The organism is Agrobacterium sp. DSM 25558 (assembly GCF_900100825.1).
Classification (GTDB): Bacteria; Pseudomonadota; Alphaproteobacteria; order Rhizobiales; family Rhizobiaceae; genus Agrobacterium.
The window spans coordinates 24,233-47,164 of record NZ_FMUD01000031.1 but is presented as its reverse complement, the minus strand read 5'-3'; the positions used below and the strand labels follow the sequence as shown (position 1 = coordinate 47,164).

Here is a 22,932-nt window from a genome sequence, read left to right as displayed (position 1 = left end):
GCCCGGAGTTTAATCCGGGCTTTGAATAATTCTGAAGCTAGATCAAAAGATCAGGGCTTGGGCTTTGCAGGTGCCGGTGCAGGCGCTGCGGATGCACCCGGTGCACCACCGACGTTGGAATTGTTGGCTGGAAGCGGCTGGAGATCAGCGCCGGCAACCTTCTGAAGCTCGGTCATGCTGGATGTGTTGAGATCGCGGTTGATGCCAGCGGCCCAGATATCGGCAGCCTTCATCAGTTCGCGGGTCGCAATCGGGCCATCCTTCAGCAACTTCTTGCCTGCTTCGCTGCCGTAGAAAGCGGAGATCGCCTTCAGCTCGTCCAGCGAGAAAGCCCGCGCATAGGTCAGGGCAGCTTCACGCTCCAGATCGGCGCGGCGCGGAGCAAGTTCCAGCGCCTTTGTATCGACGGTCGCGGTGATCGCGTCCTGAACGTTCGGCGAAGCCTGAATAAGTTCGGCCTTCAAACGTTCTGCCAGACCCGGCAGAATGTCATCGAAACGGTCGGTCACACCAAGCGTACCAATAGCCTGCTTTGCAGCAGCGATATGCTCTTCCGTGATTTCCTGTGCGCGAACGGCAGTGCCGAATACGATACCGGAAATGAGGATCGAAGCAGCGGCAGCTTTGCCTAGTCCCGCAAGTTTGATCATGAAATCTCTCGCTCCTGTTATATTTTCGCCTGCATTACGCGGGCGCCATCAGGCCCGGCGATAATGGCAAGCGATGCCAGATTAATGAAAAGTCCGTGCTCGACAACACCGGGTATGGTGTTCAGCTCGCGTGCCAGTGCTTCTGCATCAGGAATACGGCCAAAAGATGCGTCGAAAATGAGGTGTCCACCGTCCGTTTTGAAGGGACCGTCTTCCAGAGAACGCAGCTTCAAATCGCCCACAAGACCCAGCTTTGCGGCCAGTTTTTCGATTGCGATACAGGTTGCGACCTGGCCGAAAATGTTTATCTCGATGGGCAGAGGGAACGCACCAAGTGTTTCCACGACCTTGGTCTGATCCGCGATCACAATGACGCGAGACGATGCGGCCGCGACGATCTTTTCGCGCAACAAAGCACCGCCGCCGCCTTTGATGAGACGCAGGCCATGGTCGACCTCGTCCGCACCATCAATGGTCAAATCCAGTTCCGGCAACTCGTCCAGCGACTTCAGTGGAACGCCCAGCTCAACGCACAGGCGTGCGGTGCGCTCTGACGTCGGAACGCCTTGAACTCTGAGGCCAGCGGATACTTTTTCCGCGAGAAGCCTGACGAATTCCTCGGCCGTGGAACCCGTACCAATGCCGAGACGCATTCCGTCTTCGACATAGGACAACGCCGCTTCTGCGGCCTTGATCTTCATTTGGCGGGCATCCATTCGGCTGCAAACTCCGGTGTGCTAACTCGATAAGCGCGTCGATCCGGCTTTCGGACCCCATGCTGGCGTGCTGTTTACACGGGTCGAATAGCAAACGGAAGCCCTTTCGAATAGCGACAAGCAACCGTCCAAAGGTTTCGTTGCAAAAGCCCGCGCCTTTGCTTAGCCTTGGCGGACATAGTCAGTTCATCATGAGGCATTCCTTGACATCTCCCCTCGTCATATTCGATCTCGACGGCACACTGGTCGACACCGCCCCCGATCTCATCGACAGTCTGAATTACGCCATCGCCGCAGCCGGTCTTGCACCGACGACCTATGCAGACCTCAAGCATCTTGTCGGCCATGGCGCGCGCGTCATGATCAAGCGAGCTTTCGCCTTGCGCAACAAGGAGCTTTCCGACGCCGATCTGGAGCCGCTCTACGAGCGCTTTCTCGCCCATTACCTCGAACAGATGCCTGGGCAGAGTGTGCCCTACCCCGGCATCGTATCGGCGCTCGACAGATTGACAGCAGCCGGTTTCACACTGGCTGTCTGCACCAATAAAACGACGGTTCTTGCAATTCCACTGCTGAAGAAACTCGGCCTCAGCCACCATTTTGCGGCGGTTACCTGTGGCGATACGTTCGAGTGGCGCAAGCCCGATGCCCGCCACATCACCGGCACAATCGAAAAGGCAGGCGGCGACATCGCCAAGAGCGTGATGGTCGGCGATAGCCTGAACGACATCGCCTCCGCCAAGAACGCCAACATTCCATCCGTTGGCGTCACGTTCGGCTATACGGATGTGCCCATGGCTGAGCTTGGACCTGATGTGGTGATCGACAGCTATGACGAGCTGAATGCCGCGCTGATCGAGCGGTTGATAGCGAAGGGCGTGGCGGCGGGTTGACAGAGCGCAACCTCTATTTCGTCATCCTAGGGCTTGTCCCTAGGATCTAACGAACCCCAACATTCAACGTGGTTAGATCCTAGGGACAAGCCCTAGGATGACGTTGAGTAAAACGCGAAATCCACAAACAAAAAAGCCGCCCCGAAAGGCGGCTTTTTCAATGGATGCTACGGGCAGATTAACGCGAGTAGAATTCGACCACGAGGTGTGGTTCCATGACGACGGCGTATGGCACGTCAGCAAGAGCAGGAACGCGAACGAATGTCGCGACCATCTTGTTGTGGTCAACTTCGACGTAGTCAGGAACGTCACGCTCTGCGAGAGCAACGGCTTCGAGAACGGTTACGAGCTGCTTGGACTTCTGACGAACCTCAACAACATCGCCTGGCTTGCAACGGTAAGAACCGATGTTGACGCGAACGCCGTTAACCGTGACGTGGCCATGGTTGACGAACTGGCGAGCAGCGAAAACGGTCGGAACGAACTTTGCGCGGTATACGATCGCGTCCAGACGGGACTCGAGCAGACCGATCAGGTTCTCGGATGTGTCACCCTTGCGACGGTTTGCTTCGTCGTAGGTTGCGCGGAACTGCTTTTCACGGACTTCACCGTAGTAGCCCTTGAGCTTCTGCTTGGCGCGCAGCTGCGTGCCGAAGTCGCTCATCTTGCCCTTGCGGCGCTGACCGTGCTGGCCTGGGCCGTATTCGCGACGGTTTACTGGGGACTTAGGACGACCCCAGATATTTTCGCCCATGCGGCGGTCAATTTTATACTTAGACGATTCGCGCTTGCTCATCGTATTTCCTTTCAGAACGTTACACCGGTTTGTTGCCAAGCCGGATCAAGGAAACACGCCCTCCTCTGAGATCCCGTTTTAGGACCTCTGACAGGTTTCTCACATTTGCGTACGGAGAAGCCACGGGACATGTCGGTGATGTCGATTGCCGAACGTCGTTCAAGAACCACAGGACAACCAACTAAATACACCGAGCATTGCTGCCCGGTGTTTAGCGGCTTCTAGACACATCTCACAAATTTGTCAAACACGCCTATCTCATTTTTTATTGCTATCACCCTTGAAATGCAGTTGCGCCACATTATTTCCCGTCCGTGATCAGAACTCGGGCCCCTCTGGCGTATTACCGGACAATACGCGATGTCGAGTTTTTAAAGGTTGGGGCCACGTTTATTTCTGTCATACGTTCCCCATCCGTAAAGCCAACCTCGTCCGGCTAAAGGTTGACTCATGGAATTCCTCTTCTCGGATTTTCTCGGCACGCCCACATGGATGTGGGCCGTCTTCATTTCCCTCGTGTTGGGTCTTCTGGCCCTCGACTTGGGTGTTCTGCATAAGAACTCCAAGGAAATCGGCATTCGCGAAAGCATGCTGATGTCCACATTCTATATCGGTATCGGCTTGGCCTTCGGTGGCTGGATCTGGTACCAGTCCGGTCAGCAATCGGCGATGGAATACGTCACCGGCTTCGTGGTCGAAAAAAGTCTGGCGATGGACAATATCTTCATCATCGCCATGATCTTCTCCTACTTCGCCATTCCCCGCCAGTATCAGCACCGCGTGCTGCTCTGGGGTATTCTGGGTGTGATCGTTCTGCGCGGCATCATGATTGCAGCAGGTGCGGCGATCGTCGAAAACTTCCATTGGGTCCTTTATATTTTTGCAGCGTTTCTGGTCTTTACCGGCCTCAAAATGCTGTTTTCCTCGGACCATGATGAAAACGACATCGGCAACAACAAGATATTGAAGTTCCTGCGTCGTCATCTGCCAGTGACGAATGCCCTGCACGGCGAAAAATTCATCGTGAAGGAAGTCGATGAAAAGACCGGCAAGCTGAAGACCTTCGTCACGCCGCTCTTCCTTGCGCTGATCATGGTGGAAATTGCCGACCTTATCTTCGCGGTCGATTCGATTCCGGCGATCTTCGCGATCACCACGGACCCGTTCATCGTCTACACGTCGAACATCTTCGCGATCCTTGGCCTACGTGCGCTCTACTTCGCGCTGGCTGCGCTGATCCACCGCTTTGCGTATCTGAAATATGCGCTGGCTGCGGTTCTGGTTTTCGTCGGCTCGAAAATCTTTCTGGCGGATATGCTGGGCATCGCGAAAATACCGCCTGCCGTATCGCTGGGTGTGACCGTCGCAATTCTTGTGACAGGTGTTGTCGGCTCTCTGCTGGCGACGCGCAAGGAAACGAAGGCCGTCGAGTAATACAAAGCCTCTGGACGTTGACGGGCGCGGCAAAAGCCGCGCCCGTTCTGTGTTAGCTTGTCTTGAAGACGCGTGTCGTCAGAACCTGAGTGTTCCCGGTCTGTTGGTTGCTGTTCTGATCATAGCCTGGCGGAACCGCAACAGTATAATCATCGGAACCAAAAAACGGATTATCGAAATAGAAGCTGGCCGAACCACCACTGAACGAATAAACGACGGTGCCTTCGTCGCCTGTCGCGACACCGTTGGATTCCGCTGTAAAAGAAGCAGTTGCTCCTGCCTTGATCGTCTGTGGCGGGTTGGATGCCCAAACTCCGTGATTGAGAGTTGAAGAAGACAACGACCAATCGGAGTCGGTGGCGTTCGTTATCGTCCAAATCGTGCTACGAGCAGCAGACATAGCTCATTCTCCTCAAATGGTTTCCACTGTTGAACAGCAAGAACGTCTCTCTTGCCGCCTACAGTTGTTCCACTCCGAGTGAGTTGAGTCAATTTAAGGTAGTGAAATAATTTAATGCAATCAAAAATAGCATTAAATTTTTGTTCGCTCGTTGTCATCTGTTGTCCGCCTCCGGTGCAGCACCTGATAACAAAGACTATTCAGCCGCCAGCTTAACAACATCATCAGCCGCATCTGCATCGCCGGGTGCGGTTTTGGCGTCGAGATCAGGAAACGCTACGATGCGCTTGCCGGAGAAATCGGCGTGGACGACGACGAGTTCTTTTTCCTCGAAATAGCCAAGCAGCATGCGAGCGCGGCGTGCGGAATGCGTGCCATAGGCGCGGGCGATACGCGCATCGGACGGGCAAGGCTCTTGCGCTAGTGCAGCCTTGACCAGAAGCAGGAAAACACCCTGCAGATCGTCGGAGACGTTCTTTGAAAGCTCCAGCGCCTTCTGCCAGTCCTCGCTCGCCGCCATTTCCACATCAACGCCCGAACGTGTAATCGCCACCTGACGGCGGAATTCAGAAAGCGCCATCGGCGTACCGGGAATGCGGCGCATGCGGGCGCGCACCAGAAACTCCTGATAGAGAACAGCATCGGTGCGATAGGCCGATTGGGGATCGTCCATGATTTCTGAAAGTACGGCCGAAATCTTCTCGGTCCGCTCTTCCGGTGACATATCCGGCTGGCTGCTGCGCTGCGGCTGTTGTTGCGGCTCCGGCCCACCGATGGCCGGCGTGGAGCGCGAAAGCTCCGCCAGAATATCCGTCGTCGGGCGCGGTGCAGGCGGCGTGCGGCGCACGGGGCCGCGCGTAAATTCTTCCGGGTCGGGCGTGAAAATCAGGTCTTCCACGTCCTGCGGCGAATCGGGCAGCGGCATCAGCTTTGGCGAAGACGAACGCGCCGATGTTTCCACTGCACCAATGATGATGGGCAGCGGACGACGCGACAGCGCCGGTCCGAGTGCCACGAAGTTGCCGCGCTGAAGATCGCGGAACATCTCGGCCTGACGGCGGTCCATGCCGAGCAGGTCAGCGGCGCGCGCCATATCGATGTCGAGGAAGGTGCGGCCCATCAGAAAGTTGGAGGCTTCGGCGGCGACGTTCTTGGCAAGCTTTGCCAGACGCTGCGTGGCGATAACGCCTGCCAGACCGCGCTTTCGGCCACGGCACATGAGGTTGGTCATGGCACCCAGCGACATCTTGCGCGCGTCTTCCGTCACCTCGCCTGCCACTGATGGAGCAAACATCTGCGCTTCGTCCACGACGACGAGAACCGGATACCAGAACTCTCTGTCAGCATCGAACAGGCCGTTGAGGAAAGCGGCGGCGGCGCGCATCTGCTGCTCTACATCCAACCCCTCAAGCGTCAGAACGCAGGAAACGCGGTGCTGGCGAATACGGTTGGCGATGCCCGCGAGTTCACCTTCCGTGCGCTCGCCATCCACCACGACATGCCCAAACTTATCGGCCAGCGTAACGAAATCGCCTTCGGGGTCGATGATGACCTGCTGCACCCATGGGGCGGATTGTTCCAGCAAGCGACGCAGCAGATGTGATTTACCAGAACCGGAATTGCCCTGAACCAGCAGACGCGTGGCAAGCAATTCCTCTATATCGAGCTTGGCCGCCTGCCCGCCCGATAGAGTTCCCATGTCGATACCGACCTGCAATGTCAAAGCTTCCCTGCACTGTGAATGGATATGGCCGATTCTCCGAGAAGACGGCGAACACGTCCTTTAGCAAAATTTTCGGTCATTTCCCTGCCTGATAAAGACAATGCACAGGGAATTGAACATTACGAACGCGCGGACCGCAAACCTGCAAAAGAAATACGCCTGCCAAAAACGTTGAGCGCCAGACCTGCAACGACAAGGCTGCTGCCAATGACTTCAAACAGCGTTATTTCCTCATTGAAAGCGAAGTACGCACCCACAAACCCGACGATCGGCACCAGCAACGAAAAGGGTGCGACCGTTCCCGCCGGATAGCGGGATAGCAAATAGCTCCAGATACTGGCGCCAATGATGGTTGCGCCATAAGCCATGTAGATTACCACCATAGCTGTCATCGGCGACGCAAGAGCAAGCCCGTCTGCGATGGCTTGAGGGCCTTCGAGCACCAACGACAGGATGATAAGCGGCAGCACCGGCACAAGGCTGGTCCAGGCGATGAAGGACACGGCATTGACGCGGCCTGCCTTGCGATTGACGATATTGCCGATAGCCCAGCTGAATGCTGCGCCCACGCTCATCAGAAGCGGCACCATGGCGGTAATGTTCAGGCGCTCAAGACCAATGACGGCCAAGCCGCCGAAGGCAACTGCGGCACCTGCAATATGCGATTTCAGCGGGATTTCACCCAGCAGCGTTACCGCCAATGCCATGGTGAAAAACGCTTGCGATTGCATGACCAGCGACGCCAACCCGGCGGGCAGCCCCCACTTGATGGCAGTATACAAAAGCCCGAACTGCACGCAGCCCATGACCATGCCGTAGACGACCATATGTTTCCACGGGACCTTGGGACGCGGCAGGAAGAAGATCAGTGGAACAGCGGCAAACAAGTACCGCAATGCCGTCAGGAACAACGGCGGCATATCCATGACGCCCACCTTGATCACGACGAAGTTGAAGCCCCACAAAAACACGGTGATGAGGGCGAGAAAGATATGCGGCACTGCCATTTTGTTTTTATCCAATCGGGTGCCGCATGAGATTGCGGCGTTTTTATCCGGCGGCGCGCTTCCAACCCATGGTCAGCAGGCCAGCCCCGATCAACAGGCTGCCGCCCGTACGGTTGACTATGCGCTGGACTTTTGGCTTGCGAATGGAATTGCGGGCCGCACTTGCCAGCAACCCATAAAGAGCCGCGTTGCAGGTGGCAAGTACAAGGAACGTCACTTCGAAGATCATCACCTGCGGCCAGAATGGCAGCGATGGCGTCAAAAACTGCGGCAGAAACGCCACGAAGAAGATGATGCTCTTCGGGTTCAAAGCCGTAACGATATAGGTGTGAAGAAAGATTTTAAGCGGACGTTCCTTGGCCGTAGCATTTTCTGGAGCTCCCTCGCCGCCCGCCGGCGCACGCCACAGCTTGATACCGAGATAAATCAGATAGGCGGCACCAACCCATTTGAGCACGGTGAACAGAGCGGCCGATGTTGCCAGCAGCGCGCCCAGCCCTAGCATGGACGCCGTCATCGCGGTAAAATCGCCCAACGCCACCCCGGCAACCGTCGCCGAACTCGCCTTGCGGCCATGGCCAAGCGCATAGGAGATGACCAGAAGGATCGTCGGCCCGGGAATGGCGAGCATAACGGCGGAAGCGGCCACGAAGGCCAGCCAGTTTTCAATCGGCATGATGATATCCCCTTGTGATGATAATGCGGAGCAAGCCACCAAGTCGAAAGCATGTCAATCGAAGCGGTCACCCTTAGGCCGTCACTGCCCGGTGGGCGGATGGAGAACCACCGCCATCAGAACCTCGTCGTAATAGCTTTGCCCGATTTTCAACGCCCGCCGTTCAAATCCATACTGCTCAAACCCTATCTTGATATACAGTTTGTGGGCGGCAATATTCGATGCTCCGACGATGATGGTCACCTCTTCAACGAGCGGCTTGGGATAGTCCAATGCGTGTTTGATAAGGGCTGCCCCGATGCCCGAGCCACGCGTCTCGGGTCGCACATACATGCCCCAAATCGCGCCTTTATGTCTGGTCTTCGGGGCCGTCGAGATGCGAAGGCCAACAGCACCCACCAAAGCATTCGTATCGGTGCGGCGAGCGCCAAAAACGTTGCCCTGCTCGAGGCGTTGAGCGAAATCATCGACCGACAACACGGCCTCATCCTCAAACGAGGCTCCGAAGGCTTCCGGATGAGCAGCCAAGCCTTCCAGGCGAAGGTCGCGATAATCCTTAGCGTCTGAGGCCGACAATTTGTGTATGGAAATCCGCATGGGTCATCTCAAAACTTCGGCTTCATCACTTGAAAGCCTCCCCGGCAGAATGACTGCCGAGGAGGCGATCCCCTCAAAAGCGTGGGACCCAGGGGGGTATCAACGGCTTTTCAGACCGATATTTGCTGACAGGAAGGCCGATGTCACGCAACATATGATCCGACAGGTGCGAGACATGCAGCCGTGTTTGCCGATGTTTCCAGGCAACGACCAGCATGGCCTTGAATGTTGTCCAGACACCGAAATGCCGGAACAGATCATCGACTGCTTTCGAAACATCATTTACACGCAAAGATTGTTCATTAGACATAGGAAATCCGTCCTGGCGCGATCAAGCGACCAGGTCCTTTCGTGATGGAAAAGACGCGCAAAAGCGACGGACGCGCAGATATGCGACGACAGAGGCGATTTGCGACGAGTTTAGTGTGTGAAATGCCTATAGGCAGAGAAAGGCCGGATTAGCGGACCTTTATCGGTAGGATGGTACAATAATTCCGGTAAGGACCGGCACCATCTTACGTGCTGCGCCAGAAAGGCGTGTATGCATAAATATAGTCATTAAACGCCTCCTGATGTTTGAGTTGCGAGCCCGAGTTTTGTGCCACAGCTTTTTTCGCAAGACAAGAGGTTCAATCTCGAATTGCAACCGATATTCAAGAATGATGTAAAAATGCAACATTCACCGTGTTGGCGCGACGATTTTCAAGCCGAAGCCTTGCATCAGGCGTCGCGTGTTGAAATCCGGCTGGCCGGATGTGAAAATTGCCACGTCAAAACCTTCCGGATGCTCTGCACCCTCTACCAGCTCAACCTTTCGCCGCGCCTGCCGAGCAATCGCTTCTGCGGGGTCCAGCCAATCCACCGGCCATGGCGCAAGGCGGCGGAAGACATTGGCCATGAAGGGATAATGCGTACAGGCCAGCACGACGATATCCGTGCGCCGACCCGCCTCCTCGATAAAGCAGGGCGAAATTTCCGCCAGAACGGCATCATCGGAAACTGGCTCGCCTCTGATCCACGCTTCCGCCATGCGCGCAAGGTTCTCAGACCCCACAAGGCGCACATGGCATTGCGAGGCGAAGGACTGGATGAGATCGCGCGTATAGGCACGCTTGACAGTGCCGGGTGTGGCCAGAACCGAGACGAGACCGGAACGGGTGCGCTCTGCTGCCGGTTTGATGGCTGGAACGGTGCCCACAAACGTCATATTGGGAAACTCTGCCCGGAGCGCGGCACCTGCCAGCGTAAAGGCCGTGTTGCAGGCAACAATGCAGATTTCAGGGTCGTATGTCTCGATCAACTGCTTAAACAGCGCAAGAAGCCGCTCCGTCAGAGCGCTTTCTTCCCATCCGCCATAGGGAAAGCCAGCATCATCGGCGACGTAGATAAAGCTCCGCTCGGGCATCAGCACCCTCGCCTCACGCAGAACGGTCAAACCACCGATGCCGCTATCGAGAAGGAGCACCGGTTTGAGTGTGTCTACGGAATCACGCGTTATCGCCGTCATCTTCCTTCGTGCTCCCCTCGGCATAAGGACCATTGCTGCCACGCGGCGTTTGCCGACCGTATTTGTCGAACGTGCCGAACACGCCGCGCAATACACTGATTTCCTGCGACGTCAGCGCTCGGCGCGACAGAACGGCTCGCAGGTTCTCGATCATGCGCTGCTTCTTGCCTTCTGGGCGGAAGTAACCCCGCGCGTCCAACGCCTCTTCCAACTGGTCGAACAGCCCATAAAGCTGCTCTTTAGTGGCCTGTTGCTGCTCCAGAGGCTCAAACAAGGTTTCGCTCAAATCCTCCATGCTGGACTTCATCCACTCATAGGACATCAGCAGCACGGCTTGCGCAATGTTCAAAGAGGCAAAGGCTGGATTGACCGGAAAGGTCACGATCTCATCGGCCAGCGCGACCTCTTCGTTGGTCAGGCCCCAACGCTCACGACCGAAGAGAATGCCGGTCTTTTCCCCGGACTTGAATTTTGCACGCAGGGTTTCTGCAGCAACCACAGGCGCGCGCACCGGCTTGAAACCGTAACGCTCCCGCGCAGTCGTCGCATAGGTGAATTGCAGATCGGCGGTCGCTTCTTCGATCGTGTCGAAAACCCGCGTGCGATCGATGACATGATCGGCCTTGGATGCCGCAGAGCGTGCCTTCTCGCTTGGCCAGCCATCCCGCGGATTGACCAGCCGCAGCTCGGCCAGACCGAAATTGGCCATGGCACGCGCCACCATGCCGATGTTTTCACCCAGTTGAGGTTCGACCAGAATGATCGCCGGGCCTTCTGCCAAAAGCTGAAGCTCGCTATTCGTGCCTGCCATATTCGCCTTCCGATTTTTAGGCTTCACTGGCATAGATTTCAGGACAAATCAAAGGCACGCGCAGCGGATGACCGCATTATTCGCCCTTGATGATGTTTGCCATTTCCTGAAGCAGCGAATCCCTGCCCTCGTCACCCACACGGTGGATGTCGTTGATGACAGGCTTGCCATCTTCCTCGACGACGTCGAAATTCACCTGATCGACGGTCGCCTTCATTTCGGCCTCATCCATGCAGGCCCAAAGTTTGAACTTCACGGTGACGTCTGTCACGCCGTCTTTAGGCGGTGTAGGTACTATGGTGACGTCCTGCAATGGGCAGCCATCTTGCGAATTGGTGACCACATCATAACCGAACGGATCGCCCTTATCGCTGTTTTCAACGTCGGAGGCCGGCTTCTTCGAAGCTTCACGGTACTGCGTCACGAACTGCTTGCTGAATAACGTGGTCAGCAAATCCTCATCGAAAATGTACTTCCAGTCATCCGCCTCGCCCGACCAGTTCTTGACGGTGATATCCATCACCTTCTTGACCGGTTCTGTCGGGTCTGCCGCAAAGGCGTTGCAGGAAAAAAGAAGAGTAGCGGCGGTGGCGAGCAGAATTTTCCGCATGATGATGTCCCGAAGCAGAGCTGACCGATTGAAGCGATTCGCCAGACTTTAGTTCGCCGTTGGGTTTTGGCAATGCGCTTCCAGTTGTTTTAGAAAGACCAAAAAAGCATGTGCATGGCTTTGCGTTGTGCGCTCACGATGCTATAGCGCCACGGGATATTTTCTGCATATCGCGCCCTCCCGGCGCAATCGTTCTCGAAGGTGAGGAATTCATGACAAAGATCAAGGTAGCCAATCCGGTCGTCGATCTCGACGGCGACGAAATGACCCGTATCATCTGGCAGCTCATCAAGGACAAGCTGATCCTGCCATACCTCGATCTCGATATCGAATATTACGATCTTTCCGTTGAAAACCGCGATGCTACCAACGACCAGGTAACGGTCGATGCGGCTCACGCCATCAAGAAGCATGGCGTCGGCATCAAGTGCGCGACGATCACCCCAGACGAAGATCGCGTCAAGGAATTCAACCTCAAGCAGATGTGGAAGAGCCCGAACGGCACGATCCGCAACATTCTCGGCGGCGTTATTTTCCGCGAACCAATCATCTGCAAGAACGTGCCGCGCCTCGTTCCAGGCTGGACAAAGCCAATCGTTGTCGGTCGTCACGCTTTCGGTGACCAGTACAAGGCAACCGACTTCAAGTTCCCCGGCAAGGGCAAGCTGACCATCAAGTTCGTTGGTGAAGACGGTCAGGTCATCGAAAAGGACGTGTTCGACGCGCCCGGCGCTGGCGTTGCCATGGCCATGTACAACCTGGATGAGTCGATCCGCGAATTCGCCCGCGCATCCATGAACTACGGCCTGATGCGCAAGTGGCCGGTGTACCTGTCCACCAAGAACACGATCCTCAAGGCCTATGACGGTCGCTTCAAGGACATCTTCGAAGAAATCTATCAGGCTGAATTCAAGGCGAAGTTCGACGAAGTCGGCATCACCTATGAGCACCGCCTGATCGACGACATGGTTGCCTCCGCTCTAAAATGGTCTGGTGGTTACGTCTGGGCGTGCAAGAACTACGACGGCGACGTGCAGTCCGATACGGTTGCGCAGGGCTTCGGCTCGCTCGGCCTGATGACATCTGTTCTTCTGTCGCCAGATGGCCGCACAGTTGAAGCCGAAGCTGCGCACGGCACAGTGACGCGTCACTACCGCCAGCACCAGAAGGGGCAGGAAACCTCGACCAACTCCATCGCATCGATCTTCGCCTGGAGCCGTGGCCTTGCCCACCGCGCCAAGCTGGACGACAATGCGGAACTGGCGAAGTTCGCAGCCACGCTTGAAACCGTCTGCGTCGACACGGTCGAAGCCGGTTACATGACCAAGGATCTGGCGCTGCTCATCGGTCCGGACCAGCCTTGGCTTTCCACAACGGCGTTCCTCGACAAGATCGATGAAAACCTGAAGAAGGCAATGGCTGCCTGATTGGCGACTTTTACAACTGACCATGAAAACCCGGCCTTCGTGCCGGGTTTTCTTTTGGCTGGATGGCCTCTGTCTTGATTACGTCGCAGACGCAATGCAATTTCGAAATCAGAAAATAGAGGGAGAGACATCATGAGCGAACTGACATTCTACACCAACCCTATGTCGCGCGGCCGCATCGTTCGCTGGATGTTGGAAGAAGTGGGTGCGACCTACGAAACGCAGTATCTTGGCTACGATGGCGACGGCATGAAATCGGAAGCCTACAAGGCTATCAACCCGATGGGCAAAGTACCGGCCATCAAACACCACGACACCGTGGTGACGGAATGCGCAGCCATCTGCGCCTACCTTGCAGACGCATTCCCGCAGGCCAATCTCGCCCCGCCGATCACGGATCGCGGAACCTATTATCGCTGGTTTTTCTATGCCGCTGGCCCGCTGGAAATGGCTGTTACTACCAAAGCGATGGGTTTTGAGATCGGTCCCGACAAGCAGCGCATGGCGGGCTGTGGCGCGTATGGCGATGTCATGGATACGCTGGAACGCGCACTCAACGCCAACCGCTATGTAGCGGGAGATCAGTTCACGGCGGCTGACGTCTATATCGGCTCACAAATCAGCTTTGGTCTACGTTTCGGCTCAATCGAAAAGCGCCAGCGCTTTGTGGACTATCTCGCCGATGTCCAAGATCGCCCGGCCTATGCGCGAGCAACGCAATTGGATGACGACGCGGTGAAGGCGCAACAGGCCGCTGGATGAATCGGGAAAAGAAGGACGATTGGGGCGAGCTGAACTTCTTTCCGTCGTCACCCCGGACTTGATCCGGGGTCCAGTAGACGCGCGTCTGCGCGGCCAAAAGAGTTCTTTCAGACCAAGGACTTGGTCTGACTGGATTCCGGTTCAAGGCCGGAATGACGGAGGCAGGTGTGATGCTGGCTCACCTCCATCGTCATTGCGGCACTTTGCATGACATGAGGTGCTTCCCCAGCACTCCCGTCAACTCACCCAGCGAGCGTCGCCGCCACAGCTTCAATAGCCGCGTCGGCCTTATCACCGTCAGGGCCACCGGCCTGCGCCATGTCGGGACGTCCACCGCCGCCCTTGCCGCCGAGAGCAGCAGATGCGGTGCGGACGAGATCCACTGCGCTGAAGCGCGCCGTCAGGTCTTCGGTCACGGCTGCAACGGCGCTAGCCTTGCCATCGTCGGACACGGCAATCAGCAGCACGACGCCGGAACCCAGGCTGGTCTTGGCTTCGTCGGCAAGGCTCTTGAGGTCTTTCGCATCGATACCGGACATCGATCTGGCAAGGAACTTGACACCCCCAATGTCTTTCACGTCGCCAGCAGAACCTTCCGCTGAACCGCCACCCATGGCCAGCTTGCGGCGGGCGTCTGCCAGTTCGCGTTCCAGCTTCTTGCGTTCATCCATCAGGCTTTCAACGCGGGTCAGGACCTCGGCGGGCTGAACCTTCAACGACGATGCCAGCGCCTTGACGCGTTCGTCCTGCTCGGCAAGGTAAGCAAATGCGCCCGGACCGGTAACGGCTTCGATACGGCGTACGCCCGCGCTCACGGCGCTATCGCCGAGAACGCGCACGAGACCGATCTGGCCGGTGGCCCCAACATGCGTGCCGCCGCAAAGTTCGACGGAGTAAGGCCGGTTGGCCTTTGCGCCGTGAATGCCTGTGCCCATCGATACAACGCGAACTTCATCGCCATATTTCTCGCCAAACAGCGCCATCGCACCTTCGGCAATGGCGTCATCGACGCTCATCAGCCGGGTGACGACCGGCGAATTCTGAAGAATGATCTCGTTGGCCATGTCCTCGACGATCTTCAATTCCTCCGCCGACATGGGCTTGGGGTGAGACACGTCAAAGCGCAGACGTTCAGGAGCCACCAGCGAGCCCTTCTGGGCAACGTGGGTGCCAAGAACTTCGCGCAGCGCTTCATGCAACAGGTGCGTGGCTGAGTGATTGGCGCGCAAGCGCGAACGTCTGTTGTGATCGACAGTCAGTTGCACTTCGTCGCCGACCTTGATGCCACCCTTCGAAACAGAGCCGATATGCGCAAACAGGCCCTCGCCCTTCTTGTGCGTATCGGTGACCGTAAAGGTACCCTCGTCGGACGATATGATCCCGGTATCGCCCATCTGGCCGCCGGATTCGCCGTAGAACGGTGTCTGGTTGACGACGATCTGGACGGTTTCACCGTCAGCCGCGCTATCGACAGACTTACCGTCCTTGACGATGGCCAGAACCACGCCTTCGGCGGTCTCAGTGTCGTAGCCCAGAAACTCGGTCGCGCCGTGCTTTTCCTTGAGCTCGAACCAGACGGCCTCGGTCGCCTTGTCGCCGGATCCGGTCCAATGCGAACGGGCCTCAGCCTTCTGACGCTCCATCGCGTCATTGAAACCTGAAACATCCACGCCGATTTCGCGGGCGCGTAGCGCGTCCTGCGTCAGATCGAGCGGGAAGCCGTAGGTGTCGTGAAGCTTGAAAGCGGTTTCGCCGTCCAGCATATCGCCCTTATGGAGCGTGGACGTCGCATCCGAAAGCAGGGTCAGGCCACGGGCCAGCGTCTTGCGGAAACGGGTTTCTTCCAGCTTCAGCGTTTCGGAAATCAGCGCTTCGGCACGAACCAGTTCAGGATAGGCGCGGCCCATCTGCTGGATGAGTGCTGGCAACAGCTTCCAGATCAACGGTTCGCGCGAACCCAACAATTCAGCATGGCGCATGGCGCGGCGCATGATGCGGCGCAGAACATAGCCGCGGCCTTCGTTCGATGGCAAAACGCCATCAGCGATGAGGAAGGCGGTCGAGCGCAGGTGATCGGCGATGATGCGGTGGCTTGCGCGGTTCTCACCTTCCGCCGGAACGCCAGTGGCCTCGACGGAGGCGGAAATTAGCGCGCGGAAAAGGTCGGTATCGTAGTTGTCATGCTTGCCCTGAAGCAGCGCGGAAATACGCTCCAGTCCCATGCCGGTATCGATGGATGGGCGCGGCAGGTTGATGCGCTCCTCTTTCGAAACCTGCTCATACTGCATGAAGACGAGGTTCCAGATTTCGATGAACCGGTCACCATCTTCATCAGCAGAGCCCGGAGGACCGCCCCAGATATGGTCGCCGTGGTCATAGAAGATTTCAGAACAGGGGCCGCAAGGACCGGTATCGCCCATCGCCCAGAAATTGTCACTTGTCGGAATGCGGATGATGCGATCATCGGAGAATCCGGCAATTTTCTTCCACAGGTTAAAGGCTTCGTCGTCGGTATGATAAACAGTCACCAGCAGACGGTTTTTGTCGATACCGAACTCCTTGGTGATCAGGTTCCAGGCGTGGGTGATCGCCTCTTCCTTGAAGTAGTCACCGAAGGAGAAGTTACCAAGCATTTCGAAGAAGGTGTGGTGACGGGCGGTGTAGCCGACATTGTCGAGGTCGTTATGCTTGCCGCCAGCGCGGACGCATTTCTGCGACGACGCAGCCGTGGAATAAGGACGACTTTCGAGCCCGGTAAAAACGTTCTTAAACTGAACCATGCCAGCATTAGTGAACATCAGCGTCGGGTCGTTGCGTGGCACGAGCGGGCTGGATGGCACGATCTCGTGACCGTTCTTCTTGAAGTAGTCGAGGAAGGTCGACCGGATCTCGTTTACACCGCTCATAAGAAGTCCTTCATTTCCACGCGATCACGCGGCCATAGCATAAAAAACACTGGCTTTTATCGTCCGACACCCTGCCTGTCCAGCCAAAGAGGGCGGGGTTACAACACAAATAAAGGCCGCGCGATACAATCGCACGACCTTTGATCTTCAAACGCTCAAATATTGCCTGACTTTACGCTCGGCAACAACAGATCACGCGTCGGGATCAACACCATCAGCGTCCGCTTCAGGTCCACCATTCTGGAGGAACTTTTCAGCAATCAATCCGGCGTTCTGGCGCAGTGCCAGTTCGATCTCTTCCGCCACGGCCGGGTTTTCCTTGAGGAAGGTTTTTGCGTTTTCACGCCCCTGCCCCAGACGCTGGCTCTTGTAGGAGAACCATGCACCCGCTTTTTCGACCAGACCGGCCTTCACGCCCAGATCCACCAACTCGCCGGTCTTGGAAACGCCTTCGCCATACATGATGTCGAATTCGACCTGCTTGAAGGGAGGTGCCATCTTGTTCTTGACGACCTTGACGCGTGTCTGGTTGCCCACGACTTCTTCACGATCCTTGACGGCACCGATGCGGCGGATGTCGAGACGAACCGACGCATAGAACTTCAGCGCGTTACCACCCGTCGTTACTTCCGGCGAACCGTAGGAGATGCCGATCTTCATACGGATCTGGTTGATGAAGATCACCATGGTCTTCGACTTGGAAATCGATGCCGTCAGCTTGCGCAGCGCCTGGCTCATCAAGCGAGCCTGAAGACCCGGAAGGCTATCGCCCATTTCGCCTTCAATTTCCGCACGTGGCGTCAGGGCCGCAACGGAGTCAATGACGAGAACATCAACGGCACCGGAGCGCACCAGCGTGTCGGTGATTTCAAGCGCCTGCTCACCCGTATCCGGCTGCGAAATCAGCAGATTGTGGAGATCGACGCCGAGCTTGCGGGCATAGACCGGATCGAGCGCGTGCTCGGCATCCACGAAGGCGCAAATACCGCCCTTTTTCTGCGCTTCCGCAATCGTCTGCAAAGCGAGCGTTGTCTTACCGGAGCTTTCAGGTCCATAAATTTCAATGATACGGCCCTTGGGCAGACCGCCAATACCAAGTGCGACATCGAGGCTGAGCGACCCCGTGGAAATGGTCTCGACCTCAACGATACTTTCATTGGAACCGAGCTTCATGATCGATCCCTTGCCGAACGAACGTTCGATCTGGGAAAGCGCCGCTTCCAGTGCCTTGCTTTTATCCACTGCTTTGTCCTCTACAAGACGCAAAGAATTTTGTGCCATCTGGAAACCACCTTTAGGTTATTGAAGCCGCACAGGCAATGAAGCTCTCTATGACCGTTTTGTACTTTATTTGTTCTCATGTCACAAGCCGGTATCATCATATTGAAAACAAATATGGATAAGTCCTTTGTTCTACTTTTGTTTTTCTTTCCAACTCGTGAGAAAAATGGCTGATACGATACCATTTCCAAGTCCCGAAATGTACGAATCGGAACGACTGTCACCGATCCGAAGAGGAAGTCTGCAGTGAAAAAAATACTCGTTCTGGGCGGCGCGCACATTGATCGGCGAGGCATGATCGAAACGGACACCGTGGCCGGTGCCAGCAATCCCGGCGCTTGGATGGAAGAGGCTGGCGGCGGTGGGTTCAATGCGGCACGCAACCTCTCTCGCCTGGGCTTTAAAGTGAGGATCATCGCGCCACGCGGTGGCGATTCCAATGGCGAGACGGTCGCCGCTGCCGCGCGCGAGGCGGGCGTGGAAGATACACCATTCACGTTTCTGGATCGCAGCACACCCAGCTATACGGCGATTCTGGAGCGAGATGGAAATCTCGTTATCGCGATAGCGGATATGGACCTCTACAAGCTGTTCAGCCCGCGCCGCTTGCGGGTGCGCGCAGTCCGCGAAGCCATCATGGCGTGCGACATCATCGTCTGTGACGCAAATCTGCCCGAGGAGACGCTGAGCGCCATCGGCATCGTCGCGCGCATCTGCGAGAAGACATTGGCGGCCATCGCCATTTCCCCGGCCAAAGCCATCCGGCTGAAAGCTGCCCTGCCTGAGATCCACATGCTGTTCATGAACGAGGCGGAAGCCCGTGCATTGACCGGTGCCGAGGTGGAAGATGTGCGTGATTGGCCGGACCATTTGAGAGCGCTCGGACTGCGCGGCGGCGTCATTACCAGCGGTGCGCGGCGCGTTGTTGCGTTTTCCGAACGGGAGACAGCCATTCTGCACCCACCGCTGATCGAAGATGTGCGCGATGTGACGGGCGCGGGTGACGCGATGGCATCAGGCTATCTGGCCGCAATCGCAGACGGTCAATCGGTTTGCGAATCCTTGCGGCGAGGTGCCGCAGTCGCGGCGCTCACCGTGCAATCGCCTTACGCCACATCGCCAGAGCTCACCGCTCAGACCATGGAAACCATGCTGGCCCTTGTGCCAGCAGCTGAAATGTTGTGAAGAGATCGCTTAGATAAACCCGGATAAAACAATGACAAAACCCCAGTCTCCTCTCCTGTCCATCGCTTACTCGCAAGAAGTAGCCGCAGCTAAACAGCGCGGCGCGCCGATCGTCGCACTCGAATCCACCATCATCACGCACGGCATGCCCTATCCTGGGAATATCCAGATGGCGGAATCCGTGGAGCAGATCATCCGTGATCAGGGTGCAGTTCCGGCAACCATCGCCGTCATCCACGGCACGTTGCATATCGGGCTCGAAAAGCATGAACTCGAAGCACTGGCGCAGACGACGGATGCGATGAAGGTCTCGCGTGCCGACATCGCTTTTGCGATCGCCGAGCGTCGTACGGGCGCGACAACCGTTGCCGCCACGATGATCGCCGCAGACCATGCCGGCATCAAGGTTTTCGCAACAGGCGGTATTGGCGGCGTGCACCGCGGCGCAGAGGAAAGCTTTGATATCTCTGCCGATTTGACCGAGCTTGCTAGAACGGGCGTGATCGTTGTCTGCGCGGGTGCAAAAGCCATCCTCGATGTCCCCAAGACCCTTGAGGTTCTGGAGACGCAGGGCGTTCCCGTCGTCACCTTCGGCACGACCGAGTTTCCCGCTTTCTGGTCACGCGCGTCTGGCCTGAAAAGCCCACTTTCGCTCAACAGCCCTGCCGCTATCGCAAACTTCCAGACCACCCGCGAACAGCTGGGCATCGAAGGCGGTATGCTGATTGCGAACCCCGTGCCGGAAGAAGACGAGATTTCCAGTGAAGAGATGGAAATCTACATTCAGCGCGCGCTATCGCATGCGGAAGAAGACGAAATCAGCGGCAAGTCCGTCACACCATATCTGCTGTCCAAAATATTCGAGATTACCGAAGGTCGCAGCCTTGAGACGAATATAGCACTGGTGCGCAACAACGCGCGCCTCGCCGCAGAGATCGCAGTCGCACTCGGCTGAGCCAAAAGCACCGCGCTTTTACCAGCACTGCTGACCCTGGATCATAAACAAAAACCCGGAAGTCTTTCGACTTCCGGGTTTTTTATTAGGTCAACTCAAATCAGTTCTGCGCGACCGGCTTCACCAGCGAGGTGATACGGCGGATGGTTACGCGGCGGTTTTCCTGAGATGGTGCGAGCGTCTGAACTTTCAGGAAGCGCTCACCATAACCCTGCGTCGTCAGGTTTTCCGGAGGAATGCCGTAAACATCAGTCATCACATTGGCGACGGATGCAGCGCGCTCGTCAGAGAGAACAAGGTTGCTCTCGTCGTTGCCCACGGCATCGGTATGACCTTCGATGAGGAAGGTCTCAGCAGGGTTGTTCTTCAGCACCTTGCTGATAGCGTCTGCGACTTTGCGCAGCGATTGTGCCTGACTCATAGGGATTTCGGCACTACCAGTCGCGAAGGTAATGGTGTCGAGGTCGATGCGGCGGACCTTGTCACGAATACGGGCGGAATAACGCACTTCATCCATCGTGTAGACACGCTCTACAGGCTCGACCGGCGGCTGTTCCAGGAAGCGATAATAATCGCGGTCCGGGTCGCTCGACGTGTCGATGATGTAATCCTGAACCGGAATGCGCAGGCGCATCGGCGGCAGGTCTAGACCCGGGTCGCGATAGACATATTCACGATCCGGCTCATCGACGAGTTCCGGCGCGTAGAACAACACATATTCACGACCACGATTATCGATGCGCGAACGCTGGATGACATCGCCATAGCGGTTGCGAACGGTCACGACCTGTGTGCCATCGGGCCGCTCGACAGTTTCGCGGTAACGATCATCCGGCAGACGTTCGTAGTACGGCTTGGCACCATCACGAATGAAGCGGTCATCGTCATTTCCACGCACGACGACACGATCGCCGAACTGGAGGAAGACCCGGTCGCCCATATCGCGGTCCCGTGGGCCGCCGCGCGGCATGTCACGGGGCTGCCATTCACGCACACCATCCGGACGGTCATATTCAGGACGACGGTTGATTCGCTCACCTTGAATGTTGGTGATGGCCTGAATATTGATCTGTGGGGCGGGCTTGTCACCGCGTGCCGCAGACTGCGCCTCTGCATCCGATGTTGGCACCTTGTAATCCCGAACGGCTTCGCGCTCCTGGCGACGCTGATCGCGTGACTGCTGGTTGCCGGACCGTTCTGCTTCCTTGTCGCTGTCAAGGACGGCAGCGCCCTTGTCGACTGGAAGAATGACCGTATCGGCGGATTTGGATGGGTCCTTGGCCACGGCACGGGCCTTGTCCAGCTCCTGCTTTGTGGTTGGAGGCGCTTCCTGCTGAGGTGTTACGACCTGCTGAGGCACGGGTTCGCCTGCTGGTGCCTGGCCGGTGGCTGCACCATTCTCAAGTTTAGGCTCCGTTGGCAACGGCGGCTGCTCGCCGTTCTGGGCGCGTGGTGGGCGCGGCTGTTCGGAAGGCTGCTGGCCCGGCGCAGGATTTGGCTGCTCTTTGGGCTCTGGGGCCTTGCCTGGTGTCGGAGGCTCTGTCGGTACAGGTGCAGTCTTGGCATCCGGCTCTGGCGCTGCGGGCTTCTTGCCCGGGGTTGCCGGCTTTTCAGGCGCAGCTTCGCTAGCGGCCGGTGGTTTTGCCTGAGGCTCGCGCGGACGCTCTCCCTCTGCGGCTGGCTTCTGCTGGCCTTCGGCGGCGGCTGGCTGATCAGGCTTTGGACGACGCGGGCGCTCCTGCTGCTGCTCGGGCTGAGCGGCGTCTGGGGCCGCAGCGTCAGGCTTTGCATCGCGGCGTGGACGCTCAGGCTTCTGCTCGCCCTCTGCCGCTGGCTGCTGGTCGGGCTTGGGCCGGCGTGGACGTTCTTGCTGCTGTTCGGGTGCTGCCTGCGCAGGTGCGGCGTCGGGCTGCGCTTCACGGCGTGGGCGCTGCTGCGGCTCCTTTTGCGGCTCAGCTGCACCTTCAGGCGCGGCTTCACGGCGAGGACGTGGCTGTTCAGGCTCTGCCTTTGGCTCTGGCTGTCTCTTGGGTTCTGGAGCGGCCTCGGGTGCTGCTTCGCGACGTGGACGGGGTGCCTCTTCCTTTGGCTGCTCCGCCTTAGGCTGCTCTGGCTCAGCCTGTTTTTCCTGTTGGCGTTTCTTTGGCAGTTCTTCCGGAGGTGGCTCGGCCTGTGCCAGCAGCATCTCGGTATTGCTGGTATGTGTTACCGCTTGCTGCGTCGTGTATTGAGACGCGCCTGCGCCTGCAACGGACGCTGCAAATGCAGGATCTACTGCAATCGCAAAAGACATCAGGGGGAAAACCACCCCGGTCAGCAGCTTGTTCTTCTTCAGCATTATAGTTCCTCACCTAGTGATCGTCTTTTATCGCTTGTATTGCAGCGTGCGAAACAGTCTGCACATGCAGGCGGTGAACAACGCCTGAACCGCAACGTTGTTCCCATCATGACCAACCCGGTCTGTACCGGAAATGAACAGATCTAGGTCTTTTCGTGGAGCGATTGTGGCGTTTCTCGCAGTGCGAAACGATTAGGGTTGCATTTTAAAGACAAGGATAAGACTATCCGGCAAGCGCAGCCTCCCCCGCTCCCGGTC

21 protein-coding genes are annotated in these 22,932 nt (G+C 57.1%); 6 read left to right on the top strand and 15 right to left on the bottom strand.

Annotated features, from left to right (window positions below):
• Nucleotides 1-50 precede the first annotated feature (50 nt).
• Nucleotides 51-650, bottom strand: coding sequence for a DUF2059 domain-containing protein (locus DSM25558_RS21585; protein ID WP_077106737.1), 600 nt, complete (start codon nt 648-650; stop codon nt 51-53).
• Nucleotides 651-667: 17 nt separating this feature from the next.
• The gene (gene rpiA / locus DSM25558_RS21580; RefSeq protein ID WP_077106736.1) at nt 668-1,366 is read right to left on the bottom strand and encodes a ribose-5-phosphate isomerase RpiA; all 699 of its coding nucleotides are present in this window, start codon (nt 1,364-1,366) and stop codon (nt 668-670) included.
• Between the two features lie 191 nt (nt 1,367-1,557).
• Here rpiA and gph point away from each other — a divergent pair, with 191 nt between their 5' ends.
• Complete coding sequence (gene gph, locus DSM25558_RS21575) at nt 1,558-2,259, top strand: phosphoglycolate phosphatase (RefSeq protein WP_077106735.1); 702 nt, start codon at nt 1,558-1,560, stop codon at nt 2,257-2,259.
• Between the two features lie 178 nt (nt 2,260-2,437).
• Here gph and rpsD read toward each other — a convergent pair whose 3' ends face one another.
• Nucleotides 2,438-3,055 (bottom strand): 30S ribosomal protein S4, encoded by a 618-nt coding sequence (rpsD, locus tag DSM25558_RS21570; protein WP_067643402.1) that lies wholly within the window; start codon nt 3,053-3,055, stop codon nt 2,438-2,440.
• A 450-nt stretch (nt 3,056-3,505) separates the two neighbouring features.
• Here rpsD and DSM25558_RS21565 point away from each other — a divergent pair, with 450 nt between their 5' ends.
• Entirely contained in the window at nt 3,506-4,489 is a 984-nt protein-coding gene (locus tag DSM25558_RS21565) for a TerC family protein (protein ID WP_077106734.1), read from the top strand.
• Between the two features lie 52 nt (nt 4,490-4,541).
• Here DSM25558_RS21565 and DSM25558_RS21560 read toward each other — a convergent pair whose 3' ends face one another.
• From DSM25558_RS21560 to DSM25558_RS21520, 9 genes are all read right to left on the bottom strand, one after another.
• The gene (locus DSM25558_RS21560) at nt 4,542-4,889 is read right to left on the bottom strand and encodes a hypothetical protein (RefSeq protein WP_077106733.1); all 348 of its coding nucleotides are present in this window, start codon (nt 4,887-4,889) and stop codon (nt 4,542-4,544) included.
• Nucleotides 4,890-5,085: 196 nt separating this feature from the next.
• The gene (locus tag DSM25558_RS21555; protein ID WP_077106752.1) at nt 5,086-6,606 is read right to left on the bottom strand and encodes a helicase HerA domain-containing protein; all 1,521 of its coding nucleotides are present in this window, start codon (nt 6,604-6,606) and stop codon (nt 5,086-5,088) included.
• 125 nt (nt 6,607-6,731) lie between these two features.
• Entirely contained in the window at nt 6,732-7,619 is an 888-nt protein-coding gene (locus DSM25558_RS21550) for an EamA family transporter (RefSeq protein ID WP_077106732.1), read from the bottom strand.
• 43 nt (nt 7,620-7,662) lie between these two features.
• Entirely contained in the window at nt 7,663-8,295 is a 633-nt protein-coding gene (locus DSM25558_RS21545) for a LysE family translocator (protein ID WP_077106731.1), read from the bottom strand.
• Nucleotides 8,296-8,376: 81 nt separating this feature from the next.
• Nucleotides 8,377-8,892, bottom strand: coding sequence for a GNAT family N-acetyltransferase (locus tag DSM25558_RS21540; protein WP_077106730.1), 516 nt, complete (start codon nt 8,890-8,892; stop codon nt 8,377-8,379).
• Between the two features lie 73 nt (nt 8,893-8,965).
• Complete coding sequence (locus DSM25558_RS21535) at nt 8,966-9,202, bottom strand: DUF1127 domain-containing protein (RefSeq protein WP_077106729.1); 237 nt, start codon at nt 9,200-9,202, stop codon at nt 8,966-8,968.
• A gap of 369 nt (nt 9,203-9,571) precedes the next feature.
• On the bottom strand, nt 9,572-10,399 hold the full coding sequence (murI, locus tag DSM25558_RS21530; protein WP_077106728.1) for a glutamate racemase: 828 nt from the start codon (nt 10,397-10,399) through the stop codon (nt 9,572-9,574).
• On the bottom strand, nt 10,380-11,210 hold the full coding sequence (locus DSM25558_RS21525; RefSeq protein ID WP_077106727.1) for an RNA methyltransferase: 831 nt from the start codon (nt 11,208-11,210) through the stop codon (nt 10,380-10,382). The genes murI and DSM25558_RS21525 overlap by 20 nt, the downstream gene beginning before the upstream one ends.
• A 76-nt stretch (nt 11,211-11,286) precedes the next feature.
• Nucleotides 11,287-11,820 (bottom strand): hypothetical protein, encoded by a 534-nt coding sequence (locus DSM25558_RS21520; protein ID WP_077106726.1) that lies wholly within the window; start codon nt 11,818-11,820, stop codon nt 11,287-11,289.
• 212 nt (nt 11,821-12,032) lie between these two features.
• Between DSM25558_RS21520 and DSM25558_RS21515 the strand changes: the two genes are divergently transcribed.
• Nucleotides 12,033-13,247 (top strand): NADP-dependent isocitrate dehydrogenase, encoded by a 1,215-nt coding sequence (locus DSM25558_RS21515; protein ID WP_067644213.1) that lies wholly within the window; start codon nt 12,033-12,035, stop codon nt 13,245-13,247.
• A gap of 132 nt (nt 13,248-13,379) precedes the next feature.
• Nucleotides 13,380-14,009 carry a glutathione S-transferase family protein gene (locus tag DSM25558_RS21510; protein ID WP_077106725.1) on the top strand — a complete coding sequence of 210 codons (630 nt, stop codon included), beginning with the start codon at nt 13,380-13,382 and terminating at the stop codon, nt 14,007-14,009.
• A gap of 242 nt (nt 14,010-14,251) precedes the next feature.
• On the opposite strand, the gene alaS is transcribed toward DSM25558_RS21510, so the two are convergent.
• The gene (gene alaS, locus DSM25558_RS21505) at nt 14,252-16,915 is read right to left on the bottom strand and encodes an alanine--tRNA ligase (protein ID WP_077106724.1); all 2,664 of its coding nucleotides are present in this window, start codon (nt 16,913-16,915) and stop codon (nt 14,252-14,254) included.
• Nucleotides 16,916-17,107: 192 nt separating this feature from the next.
• Entirely contained in the window at nt 17,108-18,196 is a 1,089-nt protein-coding gene (recA, locus tag DSM25558_RS21500) for a recombinase RecA (RefSeq protein ID WP_045230325.1), read from the bottom strand.
• Nucleotides 18,197-18,442: 246 nt separating this feature from the next.
• Between recA and DSM25558_RS21495 the strand changes: the two genes are divergently transcribed.
• On the top strand, nt 18,443-19,381 hold the full coding sequence (locus DSM25558_RS21495) for a carbohydrate kinase family protein (RefSeq protein WP_077106723.1): 939 nt from the start codon (nt 18,443-18,445) through the stop codon (nt 19,379-19,381).
• Between the two features lie 31 nt (nt 19,382-19,412).
• Entirely contained in the window at nt 19,413-20,336 is a 924-nt protein-coding gene (locus DSM25558_RS21490) for a pseudouridine-5'-phosphate glycosidase (protein WP_077106722.1), read from the top strand.
• Between the two features lie 100 nt (nt 20,337-20,436).
• Here DSM25558_RS21490 and DSM25558_RS21485 read toward each other — a convergent pair whose 3' ends face one another.
• A complete protein-coding gene (locus DSM25558_RS21485) occupies nt 20,437-22,674 on the bottom strand; it encodes an OmpA family protein (protein ID WP_077106721.1) in 2,238 nt (745 codons plus the stop codon).
• Between the last annotated feature and the right edge of the window lie 258 nt (nt 22,675-22,932).